Annotated in this window: 18 protein-coding genes; 13 read left to right on the plus strand and 5 right to left on the minus strand. The window is 61.1% G+C overall.

Features of this window, described 5'->3' with window-relative positions:
- Positions 1–164: 164 nt before the first annotated feature.
- The 4 genes from dapE to rnr are packed head-to-tail and all read left to right on the plus strand — an operon-like array spanning position 165 to position 4,586.
- Positions 165–1,310 carry a succinyl-diaminopimelate desuccinylase gene (dapE, locus tag O4H53_RS20565; RefSeq protein ID WP_269366810.1) on the plus strand — a complete coding sequence of 382 codons (1,146 nt, stop codon included), beginning with the start codon at positions 165–167 and terminating at the stop codon, positions 1,308–1,310.
- Positions 1,307–1,723 carry a GNAT family N-acetyltransferase gene (locus O4H53_RS20570; protein ID WP_269366812.1) on the plus strand — a complete coding sequence of 139 codons (417 nt, stop codon included), beginning with the start codon at positions 1,307–1,309 and terminating at the stop codon, positions 1,721–1,723. Before dapE ends, O4H53_RS20570 begins: the two co-directional genes overlap by 4 nt.
- Positions 1,720–2,319, plus strand: a complete 600-nt coding sequence (locus tag O4H53_RS20575) for a TIGR04282 family arsenosugar biosynthesis glycosyltransferase (RefSeq protein ID WP_269366814.1) — start codon at positions 1,720–1,722, stop codon at positions 2,317–2,319. Before O4H53_RS20570 ends, O4H53_RS20575 begins: the two co-directional genes overlap by 4 nt.
- Positions 2,320–2,324: 5 nt before the next feature.
- The gene (rnr, locus tag O4H53_RS20580; RefSeq protein ID WP_269366816.1) at positions 2,325–4,586 is read left to right on the plus strand and encodes a ribonuclease R; all 2,262 of its coding nucleotides are present in this window, start codon (positions 2,325–2,327) and stop codon (positions 4,584–4,586) included.
- Here the strand turns inward: rnr and O4H53_RS20585 are convergent.
- On the minus strand, positions 4,549–5,295 hold the full coding sequence (locus O4H53_RS20585; RefSeq protein ID WP_269366818.1) for a glutathione S-transferase family protein: 747 nt from the start codon (positions 5,293–5,295) through the stop codon (positions 4,549–4,551). The genes rnr and O4H53_RS20585 overlap by 38 nt on opposite strands.
- A gap of 76 nt (positions 5,296–5,371) precedes the next feature.
- Here O4H53_RS20585 and O4H53_RS20590 point away from each other — a divergent pair, with 76 nt between their 5' ends.
- On the plus strand, positions 5,372–6,082 hold the full coding sequence (locus tag O4H53_RS20590; protein WP_269366819.1) for a helix-turn-helix transcriptional regulator: 711 nt from the start codon (positions 5,372–5,374) through the stop codon (positions 6,080–6,082).
- Positions 6,083–6,193: 111 nt separating this feature from the next.
- On the plus strand, positions 6,194–7,417 hold the full coding sequence (locus O4H53_RS20595) for a lytic murein transglycosylase (protein ID WP_269366821.1): 1,224 nt from the start codon (positions 6,194–6,196) through the stop codon (positions 7,415–7,417).
- Positions 7,418–7,474: 57 nt separating this feature from the next.
- Here the strand turns inward: O4H53_RS20595 and O4H53_RS20600 are convergent, their stop codons facing one another.
- On the minus strand, positions 7,475–8,872 hold the full coding sequence (locus O4H53_RS20600; RefSeq protein ID WP_269366823.1) for an aspartate aminotransferase family protein: 1,398 nt from the start codon (positions 8,870–8,872) through the stop codon (positions 7,475–7,477).
- Between the two features lie 84 nt (positions 8,873–8,956).
- On the minus strand, positions 8,957–9,646 hold the full coding sequence (locus O4H53_RS20605) for a GntR family transcriptional regulator (protein ID WP_269366825.1): 690 nt from the start codon (positions 9,644–9,646) through the stop codon (positions 8,957–8,959).
- 144 nt (positions 9,647–9,790) lie between these two features.
- Here O4H53_RS20605 and O4H53_RS20610 point away from each other — a divergent pair, with 144 nt between their 5' ends.
- The 5 genes from O4H53_RS20610 (at position 9,791) to O4H53_RS20630 (ending at position 15,097) form a co-directional block, all read left to right on the plus strand.
- Entirely contained in the window at positions 9,791–10,876 is a 1,086-nt protein-coding gene (locus O4H53_RS20610) for a polyamine ABC transporter substrate-binding protein (RefSeq protein WP_269366827.1), read from the plus strand.
- 72 nt (positions 10,877–10,948) lie between these two features.
- Positions 10,949–12,076, plus strand: a complete 1,128-nt coding sequence (locus O4H53_RS20615) for an ABC transporter ATP-binding protein (RefSeq protein ID WP_269366829.1) — start codon at positions 10,949–10,951, stop codon at positions 12,074–12,076.
- A 2-nt stretch (positions 12,077–12,078) separates the two neighbouring features.
- Positions 12,079–12,954, plus strand: coding sequence for an ABC transporter permease subunit (locus tag O4H53_RS20620; protein ID WP_269366831.1), 876 nt, complete (start codon positions 12,079–12,081; stop codon positions 12,952–12,954).
- A complete protein-coding gene (locus O4H53_RS20625) occupies positions 12,951–13,772 on the plus strand; it encodes an ABC transporter permease (protein WP_269366833.1) in 822 nt (273 codons plus the stop codon). Before O4H53_RS20620 ends, O4H53_RS20625 begins: the two co-directional genes overlap by 4 nt.
- Positions 13,769–15,097: an NAD(P)/FAD-dependent oxidoreductase gene (locus tag O4H53_RS20630; protein ID WP_269366835.1), complete on the plus strand. Its 1,329-nt coding sequence runs from the start codon at positions 13,769–13,771 to the stop codon at positions 15,095–15,097. The genes O4H53_RS20625 and O4H53_RS20630 overlap by 4 nt, the downstream gene beginning before the upstream one ends.
- On the opposite strand, the gene O4H53_RS20635 is transcribed toward O4H53_RS20630, so the two are convergent.
- Positions 15,078–15,812 carry a flagellar hook capping FlgD N-terminal domain-containing protein gene (locus O4H53_RS20635; protein WP_269366836.1) on the minus strand — a complete coding sequence of 245 codons (735 nt, stop codon included), beginning with the start codon at positions 15,810–15,812 and terminating at the stop codon, positions 15,078–15,080. The two genes, O4H53_RS20630 and O4H53_RS20635, sit on opposite strands and share 20 nt — an antisense overlap.
- A 13-nt stretch (positions 15,813–15,825) precedes the next feature.
- Positions 15,826–18,141, minus strand: coding sequence for a flagellar hook-length control protein FliK (locus O4H53_RS20640; protein WP_269366837.1), 2,316 nt, complete (start codon positions 18,139–18,141; stop codon positions 15,826–15,828).
- A 116-nt stretch (positions 18,142–18,257) separates the two neighbouring features.
- Between O4H53_RS20640 and O4H53_RS20645 the strand changes: the two genes are divergently transcribed.
- Together O4H53_RS20645 and O4H53_RS20650 are read left to right on the plus strand one after the other, a co-directional pair.
- Positions 18,258–18,536, plus strand: coding sequence for a rod-binding protein (locus O4H53_RS20645; protein WP_269366838.1), 279 nt, complete (start codon positions 18,258–18,260; stop codon positions 18,534–18,536).
- A complete protein-coding gene (locus tag O4H53_RS20650; protein WP_269366839.1) occupies positions 18,526–18,885 on the plus strand; it encodes a flagellar biosynthesis protein FlgN in 360 nt (119 codons plus the stop codon). Before O4H53_RS20645 ends, O4H53_RS20650 begins: the two co-directional genes overlap by 11 nt.
- Positions 18,886–19,042: the final 157 nt, after the last annotated feature.

The raw sequence follows: 19,042 nt of genomic DNA on the forward strand, positions 1-19,042 counted from the left end.
TGCGTTTACTGCTGATGCCCTGCCTCGGGTCATATTATTGCCACAACCTTAACACCATCCGGACAAAACTGTTAAGCATTTCGTGAAATCCCCCCCTTGGCACCGCGCTTTTTTGGTCACAAAAGGTCAATGCCGACCAATACACCTTAACCAAGGAGCCCGATATGCCCGCGATTGACCCTGTAGAGCTTACGGCAAGGCTGGTGCGCTGCGCCTCTGTCACCCCTGCAAACGAAGGGGCGCTGGAGATTGTCGAGGAGGTTCTGTCGCAGGCCGGTTTCAATTGTGTCCGGGTGGACCGGAGGGGCATCTGCAACCTTTTTGCCCGCTGGGGGGCCAGGGGCAACGGCAAGGCATTCGGCTTTAACGGGCATACGGATGTGGTGCCCGTGGGCAATCCCGATGACTGGTCGATGCCGCCCTTCGGCGCCGAGATCAAGGATGGGGTGATGTATGGCCGTGGCACCACGGATATGAAATCCGGCGTTGCGGCATTTGTCGCCGCTGCCGTCGATTTCGTGCGTGACACACCGCCGGATGGGTCTGTTGTCCTGACCATCACGGGGGACGAGGAGGGCGATGGCGTGGACGGCACGGCGGCGCTGCTGGACTACATGGCGGAAAATGGCGAACGTATGGATGCCTGCCTGGTGGGAGAGCCGACCTGCCCCGAGAAGATGGGCGATATGATCAAGATCGGCCGCCGCGGGTCGATGTCCGCTTGGTTCAAGGTGATCGGGACGCAGGGGCATTCGGCCTATCCACATCGCGCCAACAACCCGCTGCCTGCCATGGTGCGGCTGATGGACCGGCTTGCCAGTCATGAGCTGGACCGGGGGACGGATCACTTCGACCCCTCCACGCTGGCCGTGGTGACCGTGGACACCGGCAACCCCGCCAGCAACGTGATCCCGCGCAGCTGCTCGGCCGCTGTGAACATCCGGTTTAATGACACACATTCCGGCGCCAGCCTGACCGCATGGCTGGAGCAGGAAGTGGCACAGATCCGAGATGCCTTTGGTGTCGAGGTCGAGATGAGCATCAAGATCTCGGGCGAAAGTTTCATCACGCCGCCGGGCGCGCTTTCGGCGCTGGTGGCAACCTCGGTTGCTGCTGAAACGGGGGTGACGCCTGAACTCTCCACCACCGGTGGCACATCCGATGCCCGTTTCGTCAAGGCGCATTGCCCGGTTGTGGAATTCGGGCTGGTGGGCCAGTCCATGCACCAGGTGGACGAACATGTCGTGGTTGAGCAGATACATCAGCTCAAGGCGATTTATGGGCGCATTCTGCGCGACTATTTTGCATGACCGTGACGATTGAAACCACCGATGACCTGGCAAGCTGCCTGCGTCTGCGGCGGGTTGTCTTTATCGAGGAACAAGGCGTCAGCGAGGCGGATGAACTCGACGGGCTGGACAATTCCTGCCTGCATCTTCTGGCGCGGGACGGGGCCACACCGGTGGGGACCGCCCGGGTTCTGTTCGACGGTGAAGTCGCCAAGATTGGCAGGGTTTGCGTGCTGAGATCCCATCGGGGCACCGGGCTGGGCGCGGGTCTGATCCGTGCGGCGCTTGCGGCGGCAGAAGGGCGCGCGCGCAAGGCCAGGCTGGGCGCGCAGGTACATGCCCTGGGATTCTACGAGGCGCTTGGGTTCACGGCGGTCGGACCGGTCTTTGACGATGCGGGCATTCCCCATCGCGACATGGTGCGGGATCTTTGAACCGAACGCTGATCATCATGCTGAAAGAGCCGCATCCCGGACGGGTCAAAACCCGCCTTGGCCGCGACATCGGCATGACGGCAGCAGCATGGTGGTTCCGGCATCAGGCAGGTCGCCTGCTGCAAAGGCTGGACGATCCGCGCTGGCAGATCGTGCTGGCCGTTTCACCGGATGCCGAAGGGTTGCGCAGCCGCGTCTGGCCCGCCGGCCTGCCCCGGCTGGCGCAGGGACGCGGTGATTTGGGGGAGCGGATGGCGCGGATGCTGCGCCAGGTGCAGCACGGGCCCGCCTGCCTGATTGGCGCGGATATTCCAGCTGTGAACCGGGCGCATGTTGCCAGGGCATTCAGGCGGCTGGGCGATCATGATGCGGTCTTTGGCCCCGCCCCGGACGGGGGTTTCTGGCTGATCGGTCTGAAACACCCGCGCCGTCAGCCCCCCGGATTTTTTCGCAACGTGCGCTGGTCCACGTCCACGGCGCTGGCCGACAGCCGGGCAACGCTGCCGGACCACCGGATCGCGACATGCGATACCCTGAGCGACGTGGACAACGCTGACGATTTGAACATGACGTTGGCAGGGCCGCGTGCTAGCTGAGGGGGATGAGCAACATTCCGACCAAAGCCGAGATCCTTGACTGGATCGAACAGAACCCCACCCTGACCGCCAAGCGTGACATCGCCAAGGCGTTCGGAATCAAGGGGGCCGCGCGCATCGACCTCAAGCGTCAGCTCAAGGAGCTGGAGGCAGAAGGGCATCTGGAAAAGCGCAAGCGCAGCTATCAGGATCCTGACCGCCTGCCGCCGGTGTCGGTTCTGGTCATCAGCCACGCGGACAAGGATGGCGATCTGTTTGCCAAGCCGATGGAATGGCAGGGCGAGGGGGTGGAACCCGTTGTTCTGGTGATCCCACGCGCATCCGACCCCGCGCTGGGCGAAGGCGATCGCATCCTGGCACGGCTGACCGTCGTGAAGGAGGAAGGTCACAATTACGAAGCCCGCCTGATCCGGCGGATCGGCACCAATCCCAAACGGGTCATGGGCATTTTCCGCAAGCGCAGCGAAGGCGGACGGATCGTGCCGATCGACAAGGGGGCCGACCGCGAATGGGTGGTGGCCGAGGGAGCGACCCATGGTGCCAGGGACGGCGAGCTGGTCGAGGCGGAACAGGCCGGGCCAAAGGGCCGTATGGGTCTGCCCAGGGCGCGCATTGTCGAACGGCTGGGCGACCCTTCGGCACCCAGGGCGGTGTCGCTGATTGCCATCCATCAGCACGGCATTCCGGATCACTTTCCCGACGATGTGATTGCCGAAGCGGATGCAAAGAAACCTGCCGGGCTGAAAGGCCGCGAGGACCTGCGCGATCTGCCGCTGATCACCATCGACCCCTCAGACGCGCGCGACCATGACGATGCCTGCTATGCCCATGCCGACCAGGACCCGAAGAACGAAGGCGGTCATGTGCTTTGGGTCGCGATTGCCGATGTTGCCCATTACGTCACCCCCGGCTCTGCCCTGGATCGCGAGGCGCGCAAGCGGGGAAATTCCACCTATTTCCCGGATCGCGTCGTGCCGATGTTGCCTGACCGCCTGTCAGGCGATCTGTGTTCGCTGCACGAAGGCGTGCCGCGCGCCTGTATCGCAGTGCGCATGGTGCTGGATGCCAGGGGCAACAAGCTGAAGCATTCGTTTCATCGCGGGCTCATGCGCTCGCCGGCCTCATTGCATTACGAAGAAGTGCAGGACGCCATTGACGGCAATCCGAATGACAAGACCGGGCCGTTGCTGGATCCGGTGCTGAAACCGCTTTACGCGGCCTATGGCGCGCTGAAGCTGGCAAGAGCCGAGCGCCAGCCGCTTGACCTGGATTTGCCAGAGCGGCGGATCGAGCTGGCGGAGGACGGCAAGGTCAAGTCAGTGAACTTCAAGGACCGGCTGGATGCTCACCGGTTGATCGAGGAATTCATGGTGCTGGCGAATGTCGCTGCCGCCGAAACGCTGGCGGCAAAGAAGATACCGCTGCTTTACCGTATCCACGAGGAACCCTCGCAGGAGAAACTGGACGCCTTGCGCGAGACCGCAGCTGCTGCCGGGTACACGCTGGCCAAGGGGCAGGTGCTGCAGACCGCACATCTGAACCGGTTGCTGAACGATGCGGCGGGCTCCGATGATGCGGAACTGATCAATCTCAGCACCCTGCGTGCGATGACCCAGGCCTATTACGGGCCGGAACACATCGGGCATTTTGGCCTGGCGCTGCGATCCTATGCGCATTTCACCTCGCCGATCCGGCGCTATGCCGATCTGATCGTGCACCGCGCGCTGGTCACTGCGCATGGCTGGGGCAAGGACGGGCTGACGCCCGAGGATATGGAGATGCTGGATCAGACCGGCGCGCATATTTCCGATACGGAACGCAGATCCATGACGGCGGAGCGGGACACGACAGACCGCTATCTGGCGTCCTATCTGTCTGAACGTGTGGGCAGCGAATTTACCGGCCGGATCAGCGGCATCGCCCGGTTCGGGGCCTTTGTGAAGCTGGATGAGACCGGGGCGGATGGATTGCTGCCCATGCGTGCGCTGGGCCGCGAGTATTTCCACTATGACCGCGAGGCGCAGACCCTGATGGGGTCGGACACCGGCAGGTTGATCAGCATCGGTCAACGCGTCACCGTCCGCCTGGCAGAGGCTGTGCCGGTCACCGGCGGCATTGCGTTGGAACTGCTTGAAATCGACGATCAGAAAGTCCCGCAGGGGCGGCAATCCCCGGCAGGGCGCCATCCCCGCCGGAGCGCGACCAAGGCCAAGCGCAAGAAGAACAAGATCAAGCGCAAAGTGGCTCGGACACGGCGGTCGAAGTGACATCGTACACCTGCGGCATGTCCAGCATGTTCTGGCAAAGGTCGATGTAGCGGCAAAGCATCCGGTCCCCGGCAATGCGCATCTTTGCCAGCCCGTTGCCCGGCGTGGCCCGCAATCCGGCCAGCATCGGTGCCACCGAAGCATCGGCGGCAGTGGGCCTGTCGCCGAACAGGAAAGGCCCCTGCCAGAGCCGCGTCGTGATCGCCTGCAGGTCCGGTTCCAGCCTTTCGAGCCGCTCCTGCGCGGAGAGGCGGCCAAGCCCCTGGGTTTTCATCCCCGTCAACAGGTTCTTGCGCAACTTACCGGTGATGAAGCCGCGCAGGGGTTTGGGGATCTGGGCAAAATAAGTGTCCCGGATCACCGGCCAGACCTCATCGTCGCCCCACCGGGCCAGCACGTTGTGAAAATAGATATGCTCCTCGGCCATGCGGATGAAGGCGCGCGAGGCGGCCTTTTCCATCTCGGATAACCCACCGTCAAAATCCGCCCCACGCGATTCCAGAAAGGCGCGGATATTGTCGCTGTCCGCGATTACCTGCCCATCGACCCGAATGGCAGGGAGTTTCTGTTTGGGCATGTTGCGCGGATCGGTGCTGTCTTCCCGTTGCCAGTCCTCGCCGGACATGTTCAGCAGCCAGATTGCCTTGACGCAAAAGGGGCTGGCGGCAATCTGCCCGAATGACGGGGCAAAGGTGATGAGAGTGATCATGTCGTGCTCCTGTTTTCCTGCCTCGTGATAACGGGTATTGCTGTCAATTCCTGTCAGGATGGGGTATGCCCTGCACATGACCCGAACCCATCGCCTTTTCCAGATGATGACAACGCTGCGACGGCTGCCCGCGCCGGTCCGGGCGCAGCAGCTTGCGGATGAAATGGATGTGTCGCTGCGGACCGTCTATCGCGATATTGATGCGCTTCGTGGGCTGGGCGCGGTGATCGACGGGGAGGCCGGATTTGGCTACACCCTGATCGAAGATGCCGCCATGCCGCCGCTGGCCTTCGAAGACGACGAATTGGAGGCTCTTGTGCTGGGTCTGCGCAATGTGTCCGTAATTGGTGATCCGGCCCTTGCTGGCGCTGCCAGAACCGCGCTGGCCAAATTGACCGCACGAGTCCCGCCTCGACAGGCGCGCCGGTTGCAACATGCAATTCTGGATGCCCGCCGGTTTGATCCACCGGCCCCGCCGCGTATCGACGTGGCCGTGTTGCGCGCTGCCACATGGGATGAGGAAACCATCGCCTTTTCATACGTGGATGCCAAAGGGGCCGCATCTGTTCGTCAGGTCGATCCCTTGGGCATCGTATACATGCAGCAAACAAACATGCTGCTGGCCTGGTGCCACCTGCGGCGCGATTTCCGGGCGTTCCGGCTGGACCGGATGGATGACCTGGTCCGCACCGGCAAGAGCTTTCGACCCCGCCGCGTTCCGATGTTGCGCGACTATACCGCGCGCCTGCGTGAAGCGAACCGCGCACAGCCCGAAGGTCAGGATTGAACACCTGGCCACAAGCCCTTTTTCGCGGGGCCAAAGACGGGTAGGTTTGGCCAAAGTCCTTTTCAAAGAGACATGCAAATGCACAGGCGAGTTTTCGTTTTCTGCCTATTGATGGTTTTCGGCACGGCCAGCGGGGCACAGGCACCGGATGCATCCGCCCGCCCGCCGGAGCGTGTTGTCGAGGTTCAGGCGGCGCCGGAGGGCGGCTCCACAGCCGGGTTGCGGGCGTGGGTAGCGGCGTTTCGACCGCGCGCGCTGGAGCAGGGCATTGATGGTGCGGTTTATGACCGGGCGCTCAAGGATGTGACCTATGACCCGGAGGTTGTGCGCCGCGACCGCAACCAGGCGGAATTCACCAAGACGATATGGGATTATCTGGACACCGCAGTGTCCGACCTGCGCGTCGCCAACGGCAGGGCCGCTCTGGCGAAATGGGACAAGGCACTGACCCAGATCGAAGAAACCTATGATGTGGACAAGGAGATCATCGTCGCAATCTGGGGGTTGGAGAGCGCCTATGGCACGTTCCGGGGCGGCGATTCCGTGCTGAATTCCATGGCCACGCTTGCCTATGATGCACGGCGGGCCGAATTTTTTGAAGATCAGCTGCTGGCCGCCCTCAAGATCCTGCAAAGCGGCGATACCACAAAAGCGAAACTCAGCGGGTCATGGGCCGGTGCGATGGGGCATACGCAGTTCATGCCGACCTCGTTTCAGGACCATGCGGTCGACCACGATGCCGATGGCAAGCGGGACATCTGGGGCGATGATCCGGTGGACGCGCTGGCCTCGACGGCGGCCTACCTCAAGCATCACGGATGGACCCGGGGTCAGCCCTGGGGCGTCGAGGTCAAAATTCCCGAAGGATTCGATTATGAACTGGCGCGCCGGTCCCTGCGCAAGATGCCAAGCGAATGGGCAACACTGGGTGTGACCCTGCCCAGCGGGACGGCGGTAAAGGATTATGGTCTGGCGTCTGTCCTGCTGCCCGGCGGGGCGGAAGGCGCGGCTTTCCTGATCTTTGGCAATTTTGCCGCATTGGAAAATTACAATACCGCGGATGCCTATGTCGTCGCGGTTGGTCACCTCGCCGACCGGATCAAAGGTGGTCCGGCATTTGAACACGGCTGGCCCCGGCACCTGCGGGTTCTGACCTTTGACGAGAGAATCGAGTTGCAGAAAAGACTGACCAGCGCGGGCTACGACACGGAAAAGATAGATGCCAAGATGGGGCCTCTTACCGTGGATGCCATTCGCCGGTTTCAGGTGGATCGGGGAATTGTGCCCGACGGCTATCCATCGCTGAGCGTTCTGGACCGCTTGCGGGCATTGTAAGGATGGCAGTTGGTTCGCGCCCCATGGAGCGCGCGCCAACTGCCACCCCGCGTGATCTCAGGACTGAATCTTGAGCATGTCTTTGTCCTTGAGGTCCTTGTAGGTCGCATCCAGCGCCAGCTTGGCGCGCGCGGCAAAAACGTCGATCTCTTCCGGTGTGATCACCAGCGGCGGCGAGATGATCATCCGGTCGCCCACATGGCGCATCACCAGATTGTTGGCAAAGCAGTGCTCGCGGCACATGTAGCCCACGGTGCCGCCATCGCTTGCGAATTTCGCGCGGCTTTCCTTGTGCGGCGTCAGCGGCAGGGATGCCATCATGCCTGAAACGTTCACGGTGCCGACCAGCGGATGCTCGCCCAGCTTTTCAAGCGCAGCGTGCAAGGCCGGCATCGCGGTGTTGCGGATGTGGCCAAGCAGGTCTTCCTCTTCCATGATTCGCAGGTTTTCCAACGCGACGGCGGCGCAGACCGGGTGCCCGGAATACGTATAGCCATGGTTGAATTCACATGCGTTCATCACGGCTGCGATCTCGTCCGAAACGATGGAGCCGCCGATGGGGGCGTAGCCAGAGCTGAGCCCCTTGGCGATGGTCATGATGTCGGGGCTGATCCCGACGGTTTGCGAGCCAAACCAGTTCCCGGTCCTGCCGAACCCGCAGATCACCTCGTCCGCGATGAGCAGGACATCGTATTTTCTGCAGATACGCTCGATTTCCGGCCAATAGGTGCTGGGCGGGATAACAACGCCGCCAGCGCCCTGGATCGGTTCACCGATGAAGGCCGCGACCTTCTCCGCCCCGAGTTCGAGGATTTTTTCCTCAAGCTCCTGCGCGCGGGCAAGGCCGAATGCCTCCGGGGTCTGGTCGCCGCCTTCTGACCACCAGTCGGGCTGTCCGATGTGGTGGATGCCGGGAATCGGCATGCCGCCCTGTTCGTGAATATAGGTCATGCCACCCAGGCTGCCGGACCCGACCGAAGAGCCGTGGTAGGCATTCTTGCGGCTGATGATGTGGCTTTTTTCCGGCTGGCCCTTCTGCGCCCAGTAGGTCCGCACCATCCGCAGGTTTGTGTCGTTCGCCTCTGATCCTGATCCGGCGAAGAAGACGTGGTTCAGGTTGCCTGGTGCGAGTTCGGCAAGTTTGCTGGCCAGGGCAATCGCGGGCACATGCGAGGTCTGGAAGAAGGTGTTGTAGTAGGGCAGCTCGTTCATCTGGCGCGCGGCAACCTGGCCCATTTCCGGCCGGCCATAGCCGAGGTTCACACACCACAGGCCGGCCATGGCATCCAGGATCTCATTGCCGTCGCTGTCCGTCAGATAGACGCCGCTGGCCCGCGTAATGATCCGCGCGCCTTTTGCAGCCAGTTCGTCATTGGTTGTGAAAGGGTGCATGTGATGCGCTGCGTCCAACGCCTGAAGCTCGGCAGTTGGCAGATGATTGGTGATGGTTGACATGGCATGACCCTTTCGGACAGGCGTTTCGGAATGGGACGCAGAATATGATCAAATTCTGCGGTGTCAATCGAATCAGGGGTAAGTTCAGGCTTCGGCCAGCACGACCCTGATCTGGTGCATCCCCTGATCGACGTCTTCCGCCATGGCTTTCGCAGCGGCTTCGGTGTTGCCATCGGCCAGCGCCATGATCAGGTCCGAATGCTTGTCTGGCAGGCTGGAAGTGCCGAATCGCCCGCAGACGACACGAAGGGAGGGGCCGAATCGGAGCCACAGACGGTCCACGGTGGCCGTCATGATAGGGGCTGCCGCCGCAGAGTAGACTTGTGAATGAAACCTGTAGTTATGCGTGAGGTAACCGCCCACATCGCCCACGTCTATCGCGGCATTCAAATCCGAATCGCAGGATCTCAGCCGGTCCAGGCACTCAGGGGTCATGCGCTGCGCCGCCCGCCGTGTCAGTTCCGGTTCCAGCGTTCTGCGCATGAAATGCAGTTGATCCAGGCAATCCGCCGTCAGGCCGGGGACCGTAACGCGGCGGTTTCCTTGATGGATCAGCGCCCCTTCCGCGATCAGGCGACGCAGTGCTTCGCGCACCGGCGTCATGCCGGCACCGAGCGTTTCAATCAAACCCTGGATTGTCACGGCCTGCCCGGGAACGAGGTCGCCGAACAGAATCATTACACGCAACTGCTCGTAAACCTGCTGATGTGCAGGGATTTTTGCCGCATCGTCGGCTCGAAACGGATTTCCGTGCGCGAACATCTCAGTTTTCATTCTCAGCGCCTTTTTTTTGTCCAGCGTCAGCACCTTGCACCAAGATGCAGTGCATGAAAGCATATCTTATATTGCCCGATGAGGCAAAACTTGATCAAATTCAATAGAAGCCGGGACCAACCCGGTATCAGATGGGAGAGCCAAATGAAGAAATCTATCATTGGCGGCATTGCTGCCGCCGCCGTCATGGCAACAAGTGCCTTTGCCGAGGAGGTCCGGGTTTATAACTGGTCCGACTATATTGACGAGAGCCTGCTGGAGAAATTCAGAGCCGAGACCGGGATCGACCTGATCTACGACGTGTTCGACAGCAACGAAGTGCTGGAGACAAAAATGCTGGCTGGCGGGTCCGGGTATGATGTGGTTGTGCCGTCGGGTACTTTCCTGCAGCGGCAGATCACTGCGGGCGCGTTCCAGAAACTGGACATGGCCAAGCTGCCCAACAACGGCAACCTTTGGGATGTGATCGAAGACCGGCTGAAAAAATACGACCCCGAGAACGAATATGCCATCAACTACATGTGGGGCACCACCGGCATCGGCGTGAACGTGAACAAGGTCAAGGAAGTGCTGGGCGATGATGCGCCGGTGGATTCCCTCGCCTTGGTCTTCGATCCGGCGAATATGGAAAAGCTGGCCACCTGTGGCGTGCATTTCCTTGACGCCCCGGCAGAGATGATCCCGGCGGCGCTGGCGTATCTGGGCGAAGACCCTGACGCGCAGGACGTCGAGACCATCGAAAAGGCAGAGCCTGTGCTGACGGCAATCGCGCCTTACGTGCAGAAATTCCACAGTTCGGAATACATCAACGCGCTGGCCAACGGCGACATCTGTGTCGCTTTCGGCTGGTCCGGTGACATCCTGCAGGCGCGCGACCGTGCCGCAGAGGCCGACAATGGCGTCGAAATCGCCTACAACGCACCCTCTGAAGGGGCGCTGATGTGGTTCGACAACATGGCAATTCCGGTCGATGCGCCAAACCCGGATGCCGCACATAAGTTCATCAATTTCATCCTTGATGCGCAAAACATGGCCGCGGCATCGAACTATGTCTACTACGCCAACGGCAACAAGGCGTCTCAGGAGTTCCTGGAGGAAGACGTGATTGGCGATCCGGCGATCTATCCCAATGAGACGACGCTGGAAAAACTCTACACCACGTCGCCCTATGGGCCGAAGGTGCAGCGGACGGTGACCCGTATGTGGACCAAGATCAAGTCAGGTACCTGACCCGATCCTGCGGCGAGGCCTGATGGCCTCGCCCTTTTTTCATCGCCTGTGGCACCCCAAGGATGAACTAAATTGACCCAAACTGTATTTGCCCCCTGGGATGATCCCAATCAAAAGCCGTTGATCCGGTTCCAGAACGTGACCAAGCGATTTGGCGAATTCGTCGCGATTGACGACCTGACGCTGGATATCTTCGAGAAAGAGTTCTTTGCCCTTCTTGGACCTTCCGGATGCGGCAAGACGACGATGATGCGCATGCTTGCGGGGTTCGAAACCGTTAGCGAAGGCCGCATCGAATTGTCCGGCAAGGACATCGGCCATGTGCCGCCCAACAAACGCGCCGTGAACATGATGTTCCAGTCCTACGCGCTTTTTCCGCATCTGTCGGTTTGGGACAATATCGCCTTTGGCCTGCGCCGTGATCGCAAGAGCAAGTCAGAGATTGATGCGCGGGTCGATGAAATGCTGAAGCTGACGCGTCTGGAAAAGTTCGGCCGCCGCAAACCGCATCAGATTTCCGGCGGCCAGCGGCAGCGCGTGGCGCTGGCGCGGTCCCTGGCCAAGGCGCCGAAACTGCTGCTGCTGGATGAACCCTTGGGCGCGCTGGACAAGAAGCTGCGACAGGATACCCAGTTCGAACTGATGGATATTCAGGAAAGCACCGGGACCACCTTTGTGATCGTGACCCACGATCAGGAAGAAGCGATGACCGTCGCATCCCGCGTCGCGGTCATGGACGAGGGGCGGATCATCCAGGTCGCGACCCCTGCCAATATCTATGAATACCCCAATTCGGTCTATGTGGCGGATTTCATCGGTGACGTGAACATCATCGACGCAACAGCGACGCCGACGGGTGAAAATACCTATGCCCTGAACTGGATCGACGGTCAGCCGCCGATCACCGCCGAAACCAAGACCACCTTCAGCGCGGGCCAGCAGGCGCATCTGGCAATCCGGCCGGAGAAGATCCGCATTTCGACGGAAAGGCCCGATGATGCAGCCAATGCGCTGCAGGGAAAGGTGCTGGATATCGCCTATCTGGGCAACCTCAGCACCTATCACGTGCAACTGCCCGGTGGTCAGGTGATCAAGGCGCAGACAGCAAACACCCGCCGCATCGCGCGTCGTGACATCACCTGGGAAGACCCGGTTTGGATTTCATGGAGCGCCACCGCCGGCGTTCTGTTGGAGCATTGAACATGCGCCGCTTTGCCCTGATCGCTGTTCCCTACGTTTGGTTGCTGGCGCTCTTCCTCGTTCCGTTCATCATCGTCTTCAAGATTTCGCTGTCGGACCTCGCGCTTTCGATCCCGCCCTATACCCCCACCATGCGGGACGGGATCGGCGATATGTTCGCCGCTTTCGATTTCGAGAATTTCGTCTTTCTGACGGAAGATGATCTGTACTGGAAAGCCTACCTCAGCTCCCTGCGTATCGCGCTCATCTCAACCTTCATGACCTTGCTGGTGGGCTATCCCATTGCCTATGGCATGGCGAAGGCACCCGACGAATGGCGGGCGACACTGATGATGCTGGTGATCCTGCCGTTCTGGACCTCTTTCCTGATCAGGGTCTACGCCTGGATGGGGATCCTCAGCAACGAAGGTCTGCTGAACCAGTTCCTGCTCTGGCTTGGGTTGATCAATGAACCGCTGGTGATCCTGAATACAAATTTGGCCGTCTATATCGGTATCATCTACACCTATCTTCCCTTCATGATCCTGCCGATCTATGCGGCGCTCGACCGGTTGGACGAGTCCCTGAACGAGGCGGCAGAGGATCTGGGGTGCTCGCGGATGCAGGCATTCTGGCTGGTGACGATTCCACTGTCGAAAAACGGGATCATCGCGGGATCGTTTCTGGTGTTCATCCCGGCGCTGGGTGAATTCGTGATCCCGTCGCTGTTGGGCGGATCCGGCACGCTGATGATCGGCAAGATCTTGTGGGAAGAGTTCTTCAACAACCGGGACTGGCCGGTCGCCTCTGCTGTAGCGGTTGTCCTGCTGTTGATCCTTGTCATCCCCATCGTGCTGTTTCAACGCAACCAGCAGAAACAGGCGGAGGCAGAGCAATGAAGCGGATGTCGTGGTTCAATGTCACCGCGCTGACCCTGGGGTTCGCGTTTCTGTACCTGCCGATGATCATCCTCGTGATCTACAGCTTCAATGCCTCCAAGCTGGTGACGGTCTGGGCGGGGTTTTCAACCCGGTGGTATGGCGAGCTTGTCCAGAACGAGGCATTTCTGGATGCGGCATGGGTCACCATCAAGGTTGCCGTAATGTCCTCGACCCTTGCCACCGTGCTTGGCACCATGGCCGCCTATGTGCTGGTACGTGGCGGGCGCTTTCTGGGGCGCACCCTGTTCTCCGGCATGATCTATGCACCGCTGGTCATGCCCGAGGTCATCACCGGCCTGTCGCTGTTGCTGTTGTTCATCGGCATCGGGCTTGACCGCGGGGTTCTGACCATCGTGCTGGCGCATACGACGTTTTCGATGTGCTATGTCTCTGTTGTGGTCTCCTCACGGTTGGTCACCTTCGACCGGTCGCTGGAGGAAGCGGCGCTTGATCTGGGCTGCTCCGGCTGGGATGCCTTTCGTCTGGTCACCCTGCCGATCATCGCACCTGCCGTGATCTCTGGATGGTTGCTGGCCTTTACCCTGTCGCTTGATGACCTGGTTATTGCATCCTTCACCTCCGGGCCCTCTGCCACGACGCTGCCGATCAAGATCTTCTCGGCCGTGCGGCTTGGCGTTTCGCCCGAGATCAATGCCCTGTCCACAATCATGATCGCGATCGTTACGGTCGGCGTGATCACGGCGTCGCTTGTCACCAAACGCAATGCCACCCGGGCCGAGGCCGATACCCGTGCGGCGGAACGCGCCCAGGCATGAAACGCATCTACGGCGACTTCGCCTATTCCGATGCGCCAAGGCAGGGGTGTTGGTGGGATCAAACCTGCGACATCCCTGACCGACCGGCGCTGTCCGGCGAACACCGCTGCGACGTTGCGATTGTCGGCGGCGGCTTCACCGGCATCTCCGCAGCTTTGCATCTGGCCGAATCCGGCGTCAGCGCCACGGTACTGGAAGGCCGCTATGTCGGCTGGGGGGCCTCGGGGCGGAACGGCGGATTCTGCTGCCTTGGCGGGGGCATGCTGGACAACGCGGCGCTGGACAAACGCTTTCGCCGGGAGGGCCGCGTGGCCTGGCGCGAAACGGAAATGGCCGCGATCCATCTGGTCGAGGGGCTGTTGGAGCGGCACGCGATAGATGTGGACCGCCATTCCAATGGTGAAACGCAATTGGCGCATCGGCCCAAAGACTTTGACGCGATGCAGGATGACGTCGCGTATTACGCAGAGAGTTATGGCGTGGAGGCGCGCCTGACCCGGCCAGAGGATCTTGCGGCCGAAGGCATGAATGCGGGTTTCCACGGGGCCATCACCGTGCCCATCGGTTTCGGCATGAACCCGCGCAAATACATCACGGGCCTGGCCGCCGCCGCCGAAGCAGCGGGTGCGCATATCCATCACGACACGCCGGTCACCACAATTACGCGGCAAGGGTCCGGTTTTGCCCTGCAGACACCGGCAGGCAGGGTGCTTGCCGATCGTGTGATCATCGGCACAAACGGGTATTCTTCCGAAGATTTGCCGGACTGGTTGGCGGCACGCTACATGCCGACCCAATCCAGTGTCATCGTCACCCGCCCCCTCACGCAGAGCGAGCTGGACGCCCAGGGCTGGACCAGCGGGCAGGCTTCTTATGACACCCGCCACCTGCTGCATTATTTCCGCCTGATGCCGGACAACCGAATGCTGTTTGGCGTGCGCGGCGGCCTGTTGGCCAACGCCGGATCGGAAAAGCGGGCGCTGCAACGGGCGCGGGAGGATTTCGACCGCATGTTCCCGGCGTGGCGTGACGTGGAAACACCTTTCAACTGGTCGGGCATGGTATGTATCGCCCGGGACAGGATGCCCTTTGTTGGCCAGGTGCCCGATGAGCCGGGATTGTTTGCGAGCCTTTGCTATCACGGAAATGGCGTGGCGATGGCAAGCTATTCGGGGGCGGTGCTGGCCGACGTGGTTCAGGACAAGGTGCCGCAACACCCCTATCCCGAAGCCATGCAGCGCCCGCTGGCAAAGTTCGAACTGGGCAGGTTCCGCCGCGCCATCATGCCCTTCGCCTACCTCGGTTTCAGCCTCTCCGACTTGTAGTTCCGGCTGATGACCCGCCTGCGCTTGAACCCGTCGCAGGGCCGCTGCCGGCCGGTTCCCGCAGACCGCTGACAGCGCTGGCCAGAACGGCGGCGCCCCCTTCCAGGATCAGGACGGTCTGGCCGTCCTGCACACGCGCCTCCGTGATCCGGCCATATGTCGCGACCGGGTCGGTCAGGACCACTTCACCATCTGCGCGGCTTTCGATTTCGAAACTGTAAAGGCCCTGGGCGAATGGCGTGCCATCCTCCGCGACACCGGCCCATTCGACCGGTTCCGCCGAAACCGGAATTGACATACGCTGCACCTCCGTCCCGGTTTCATCATAAACGACAAGAAACACTTCGTCAGAGATGGCGGCGGGGTTGGGATTGATCGTGATCGGGCTGCCGTCGAAATAGGCAGGCGCGGTGTTGAGCGCTTCCATCCCGATCCACCCTGCCATTTGCGCCATGCCGCCGGAGCCGAGTTGAGCGGTCAGCGCAGTCAGAAGATCGTTGGACAGCACCTGCTGCTCTACCATCGAGAATTGCGCAAGCTGGGCGGCATATTCGGACGAATCTATCGGTTCCAGAGGGTCCTGAAACCGGGCCTGGGCGGTCAGCATCTTCAGAAACGTCTCGAAATCGGAGGACAGGACGGCGTTGGACCCGGTCGGGCCACCAGTGCCAGCGCCGACGGTGTGACCTGCAACATTTGATGTGGGTAAGATCATTGTTCTTCTCCTGTCACAATCTGATGTCGATGCCGGATTCGGGCGTGGCCGAAAGGACGATTTCAGCAGGGCTTTCCGTGCCTGCTTCGGCCTGCGTTTCGGTTGCGTGTGACGGGCGTGCCATCGCCCCGTCCTCTTGTCGGGTATCACCACCCGCAAAGGTGAAGCTGATATCCGCATAGCCGAGCTGCCGGAACTCCTGTGCCAGTTCCGTGATATGCCGTCGCATCAGTTCGATCGTATCCGGACGCTCTGCCGTGATCTGGACCGCCATCCCGGCCTCCGTTGTGGAAAGGGCCAGGCGCAGGCGGCCCAGCTCTTCCGGATTGAGCGCGATATCAACCGGGCCTTGCCCGGCATTTTGCAATGCGTCGGCCAGTTGCCGCGCCACCTGAACCGGTAAATCGGCGCGATGCGGCGCCGCGGTTTGAGGGGCAGAGGTTGTCTGCATCACATCCATGCGCGGGCCGCCGTGCCCTTCGGGAACCAGCGGGCGGTTTGGCTCCGACGCAGGCTGGGTTGTGTCGGTCTTTGTGGCCTCCGGACCGGATGCAGCCAAAGGTGCGGCCATCGCAGCCCTTGTGGGGCTTGCGGCCCTGGGCATTTGCGGGAGGGCGACATCGCGTCCTGTGTGAATTTGTTCCGTTGGGCGGTCAGGGGTTAAGGCACGGGGCGCGGCGCGGTGCGTCACGGAGATGAGAAATTCCGGATCGCTGCCTGGCACCGCAGCATCGCGTGCAGAGCCAGAAACAGGCACAGCAACCCGCGCATTGAGGGAGGAACGATCCACTGTCTGCGGAAGCAATCTGGACGGGTTCGTTTCCCGCTTGTCGTCGAACACCCGATCACTGCGCCGCAGGCCAATCTCCCCGGCGGTGGCAGGCAATCCATCTGGCAGCTTGCTGCTGGCGGCAGGACCAGAGGCAGGAGGTGCAACAGGTGCGGAAACATCGGTTGGGCGGCTCACATGGGTGAGCGGCCGGTCAATGATCTGGCGAGTCGCCGTCACAGGCTCTGTCCCGTTTGTTGCCTGATGCAACCCCGTTTCAATGTTGCGCACAGGCACGGGTTGTCGCGGCGTTTCGCGTTCTTGTACGGCCCCTGAAACCACATCACCTGCAGATGGCCGCTGTTGTGGCAACCTCATGTCAGTCGCCGCAGGCAAGTCGCCCTGCGGTTTCATGGGGCTCCCGCTGTCGTCCGTCATGGTGCGCGCGGCATTGCGAACCACCGGGATAACCGGTTGATCCAACTGTTGTTTGGCAGTGACTATCTGACGGTCTCCGGGGGCGGGTTGAGGTCTTGCTGGCGGGTGCTGGAAGGACATAGAGGACAGCGTTGCAGATCTGCCTGTTTCTGCGTCTCGCCAAATCATTTGGCCGGTCACCGCACGTTCCAGAGAGGTCTCGCGGCCTGCGCCAACCGCAGGATTCTGCAGTTCTGTTGTTATCGCGTGACGGTTGAGCTTCTCCTTCCCGGACTGCGGCAGCAGTCCGTTCGCTTCAACTTGCTGCCTGTCGCTTCGCGTTGGCTGAGGCCGTGCGTCTGGAATCGCATGACGGTCGAAGCTCTCCTTTCCGGACTTGGACGACGGTCCGCGCGCATCGGCTTGCGCCCTGCCGTTCCACGTTGCACGAGGCCGTTCGGCTGGGGTGATGACCGAGCCTTCGCCCGTGGCGAGGGCTGCGGATTTCGGCGGGTTTGTCCCCATTGCATGTTGCCGGGCCGTTTCGCCAACCAGCGCAGTTGCGGGCGCCCGAGCGTCTGGACCTTCATGCGCAATGTCAGGAAGGCTTTCCTCCGGTTGCTGCCGGAGCACAGAATGGTCCTGTCGCGGCGCGAGGATGCGCTGTAATTGCGGGTTCGCTTCGGGTGAGGTGCGGTTGTGAAACGCGGAAACCTCGTCACCTGTCGAATCATCAACCGCCATTTGATCACTGGCAATTTCCGGAATGCGCTCCGCTTGCGGCTTCGGCATTGGCGCACCGGTAGCGGCCGGGCGTGACGCGCCTTCAGATAGGTGTGGGCTGGATATCTCCTCCGCGTCGTCGTGCGGGCCGCCCATGAAAGAGGCATCAAGATCTTCCGGTTCTGCGCCCCCTGCATGCTTGGCGGGTCGCTGCCCTGTGCCTGTCATGCCAGTCTCGGGCTCCTGCGCCGGGGCGCTTCCAGGGAATGGTTCAGCCGATTTATCATAGGCGAGACCAAAGTCAGGCATGCCGGTGGCAATCGCCGGGCCATCACGCGCTGTGGCGGGTCGAACCAAGCTACCCGTCTTTCGGGCCTCGCCCGCCGATGGGGCGGTGATATTGGGAAGTGAAATGTTCAACAGCGCCTCCGGGAGTTCTTCTCCGACGGGGGGTGTATGCGGCAAAATCCTTACCGGTTGTTTACCGGTTCAGGCGCATCCTTCCAAAAATAGAACGCAATTTAAGGATCAGGTCGATGCAAATTACGCCTCCCTCGCGGCACATTTCCTCCTCCGATGGCGCGGACCTGCGGCTGCGGCAGGCGGCGGAGCAGCTAGAAGCGACATTTCTTGCAGAAATGCTGAAATCTGCGGGGCTTGGACAATCCCGGGATCAGTACGGTGGTGGCGCGGGGGAGGATCAATTTTCCTCATTCCTGGTGCAAGAGCAAGCTGCGGCAATGGTCCGTGCCGGTGGCATCGGGCTGAGCGAATCTCTCTATGAAGCACTCAAGGAGAAAGAAGATGACCGATGAAACCGTGAAACATCAGATCGACGCCCTCAACGACCTGCTGGATTCCGAGCGTGATGCCTTGCTGAAAGGGGACCTGGAGCGGCTGGCGGAGATGCTTGCACCGAAAGATACACTGATCGGCGCGATCAACAGCGTGCCGCAGGATGATCTGCAGGGGCTTCGGGAACTCGACAACAAGGTAAAGCGAAACCAGCTGCTTCTTGGTGGCGCGCTTGACGGTATCCGCGCAGTCGCGGACCGAATGGCCCAGCTTCGCCAGGTCAGAAGCAGTCTGGACACCTACAGCGCGGATGGCAAAAAGCGCAGCATCGACCTGCGGGACAAAACCACATTGGAACGGCGTGCGTGAAGTCCATGCCGATCCACGGCAGCTCCGGCAAAATCGGCTAAAAACCGCGATAGTCCCGCCTCTGGCATTCAGCAAACCTTAAGCCTCGAATGGGCATGTAGGCCATGCATCCGAAATCGGGTGGCGCATCGTTTTCCACAGAACGCATGCACAGGTC

This window comes from Sulfitobacter sp. G21635-S1 (assembly GCF_027213915.1).
In the GTDB taxonomy this organism is placed as follows: Bacteria; Pseudomonadota; Alphaproteobacteria; order Rhodobacterales; family Rhodobacteraceae; genus Sulfitobacter.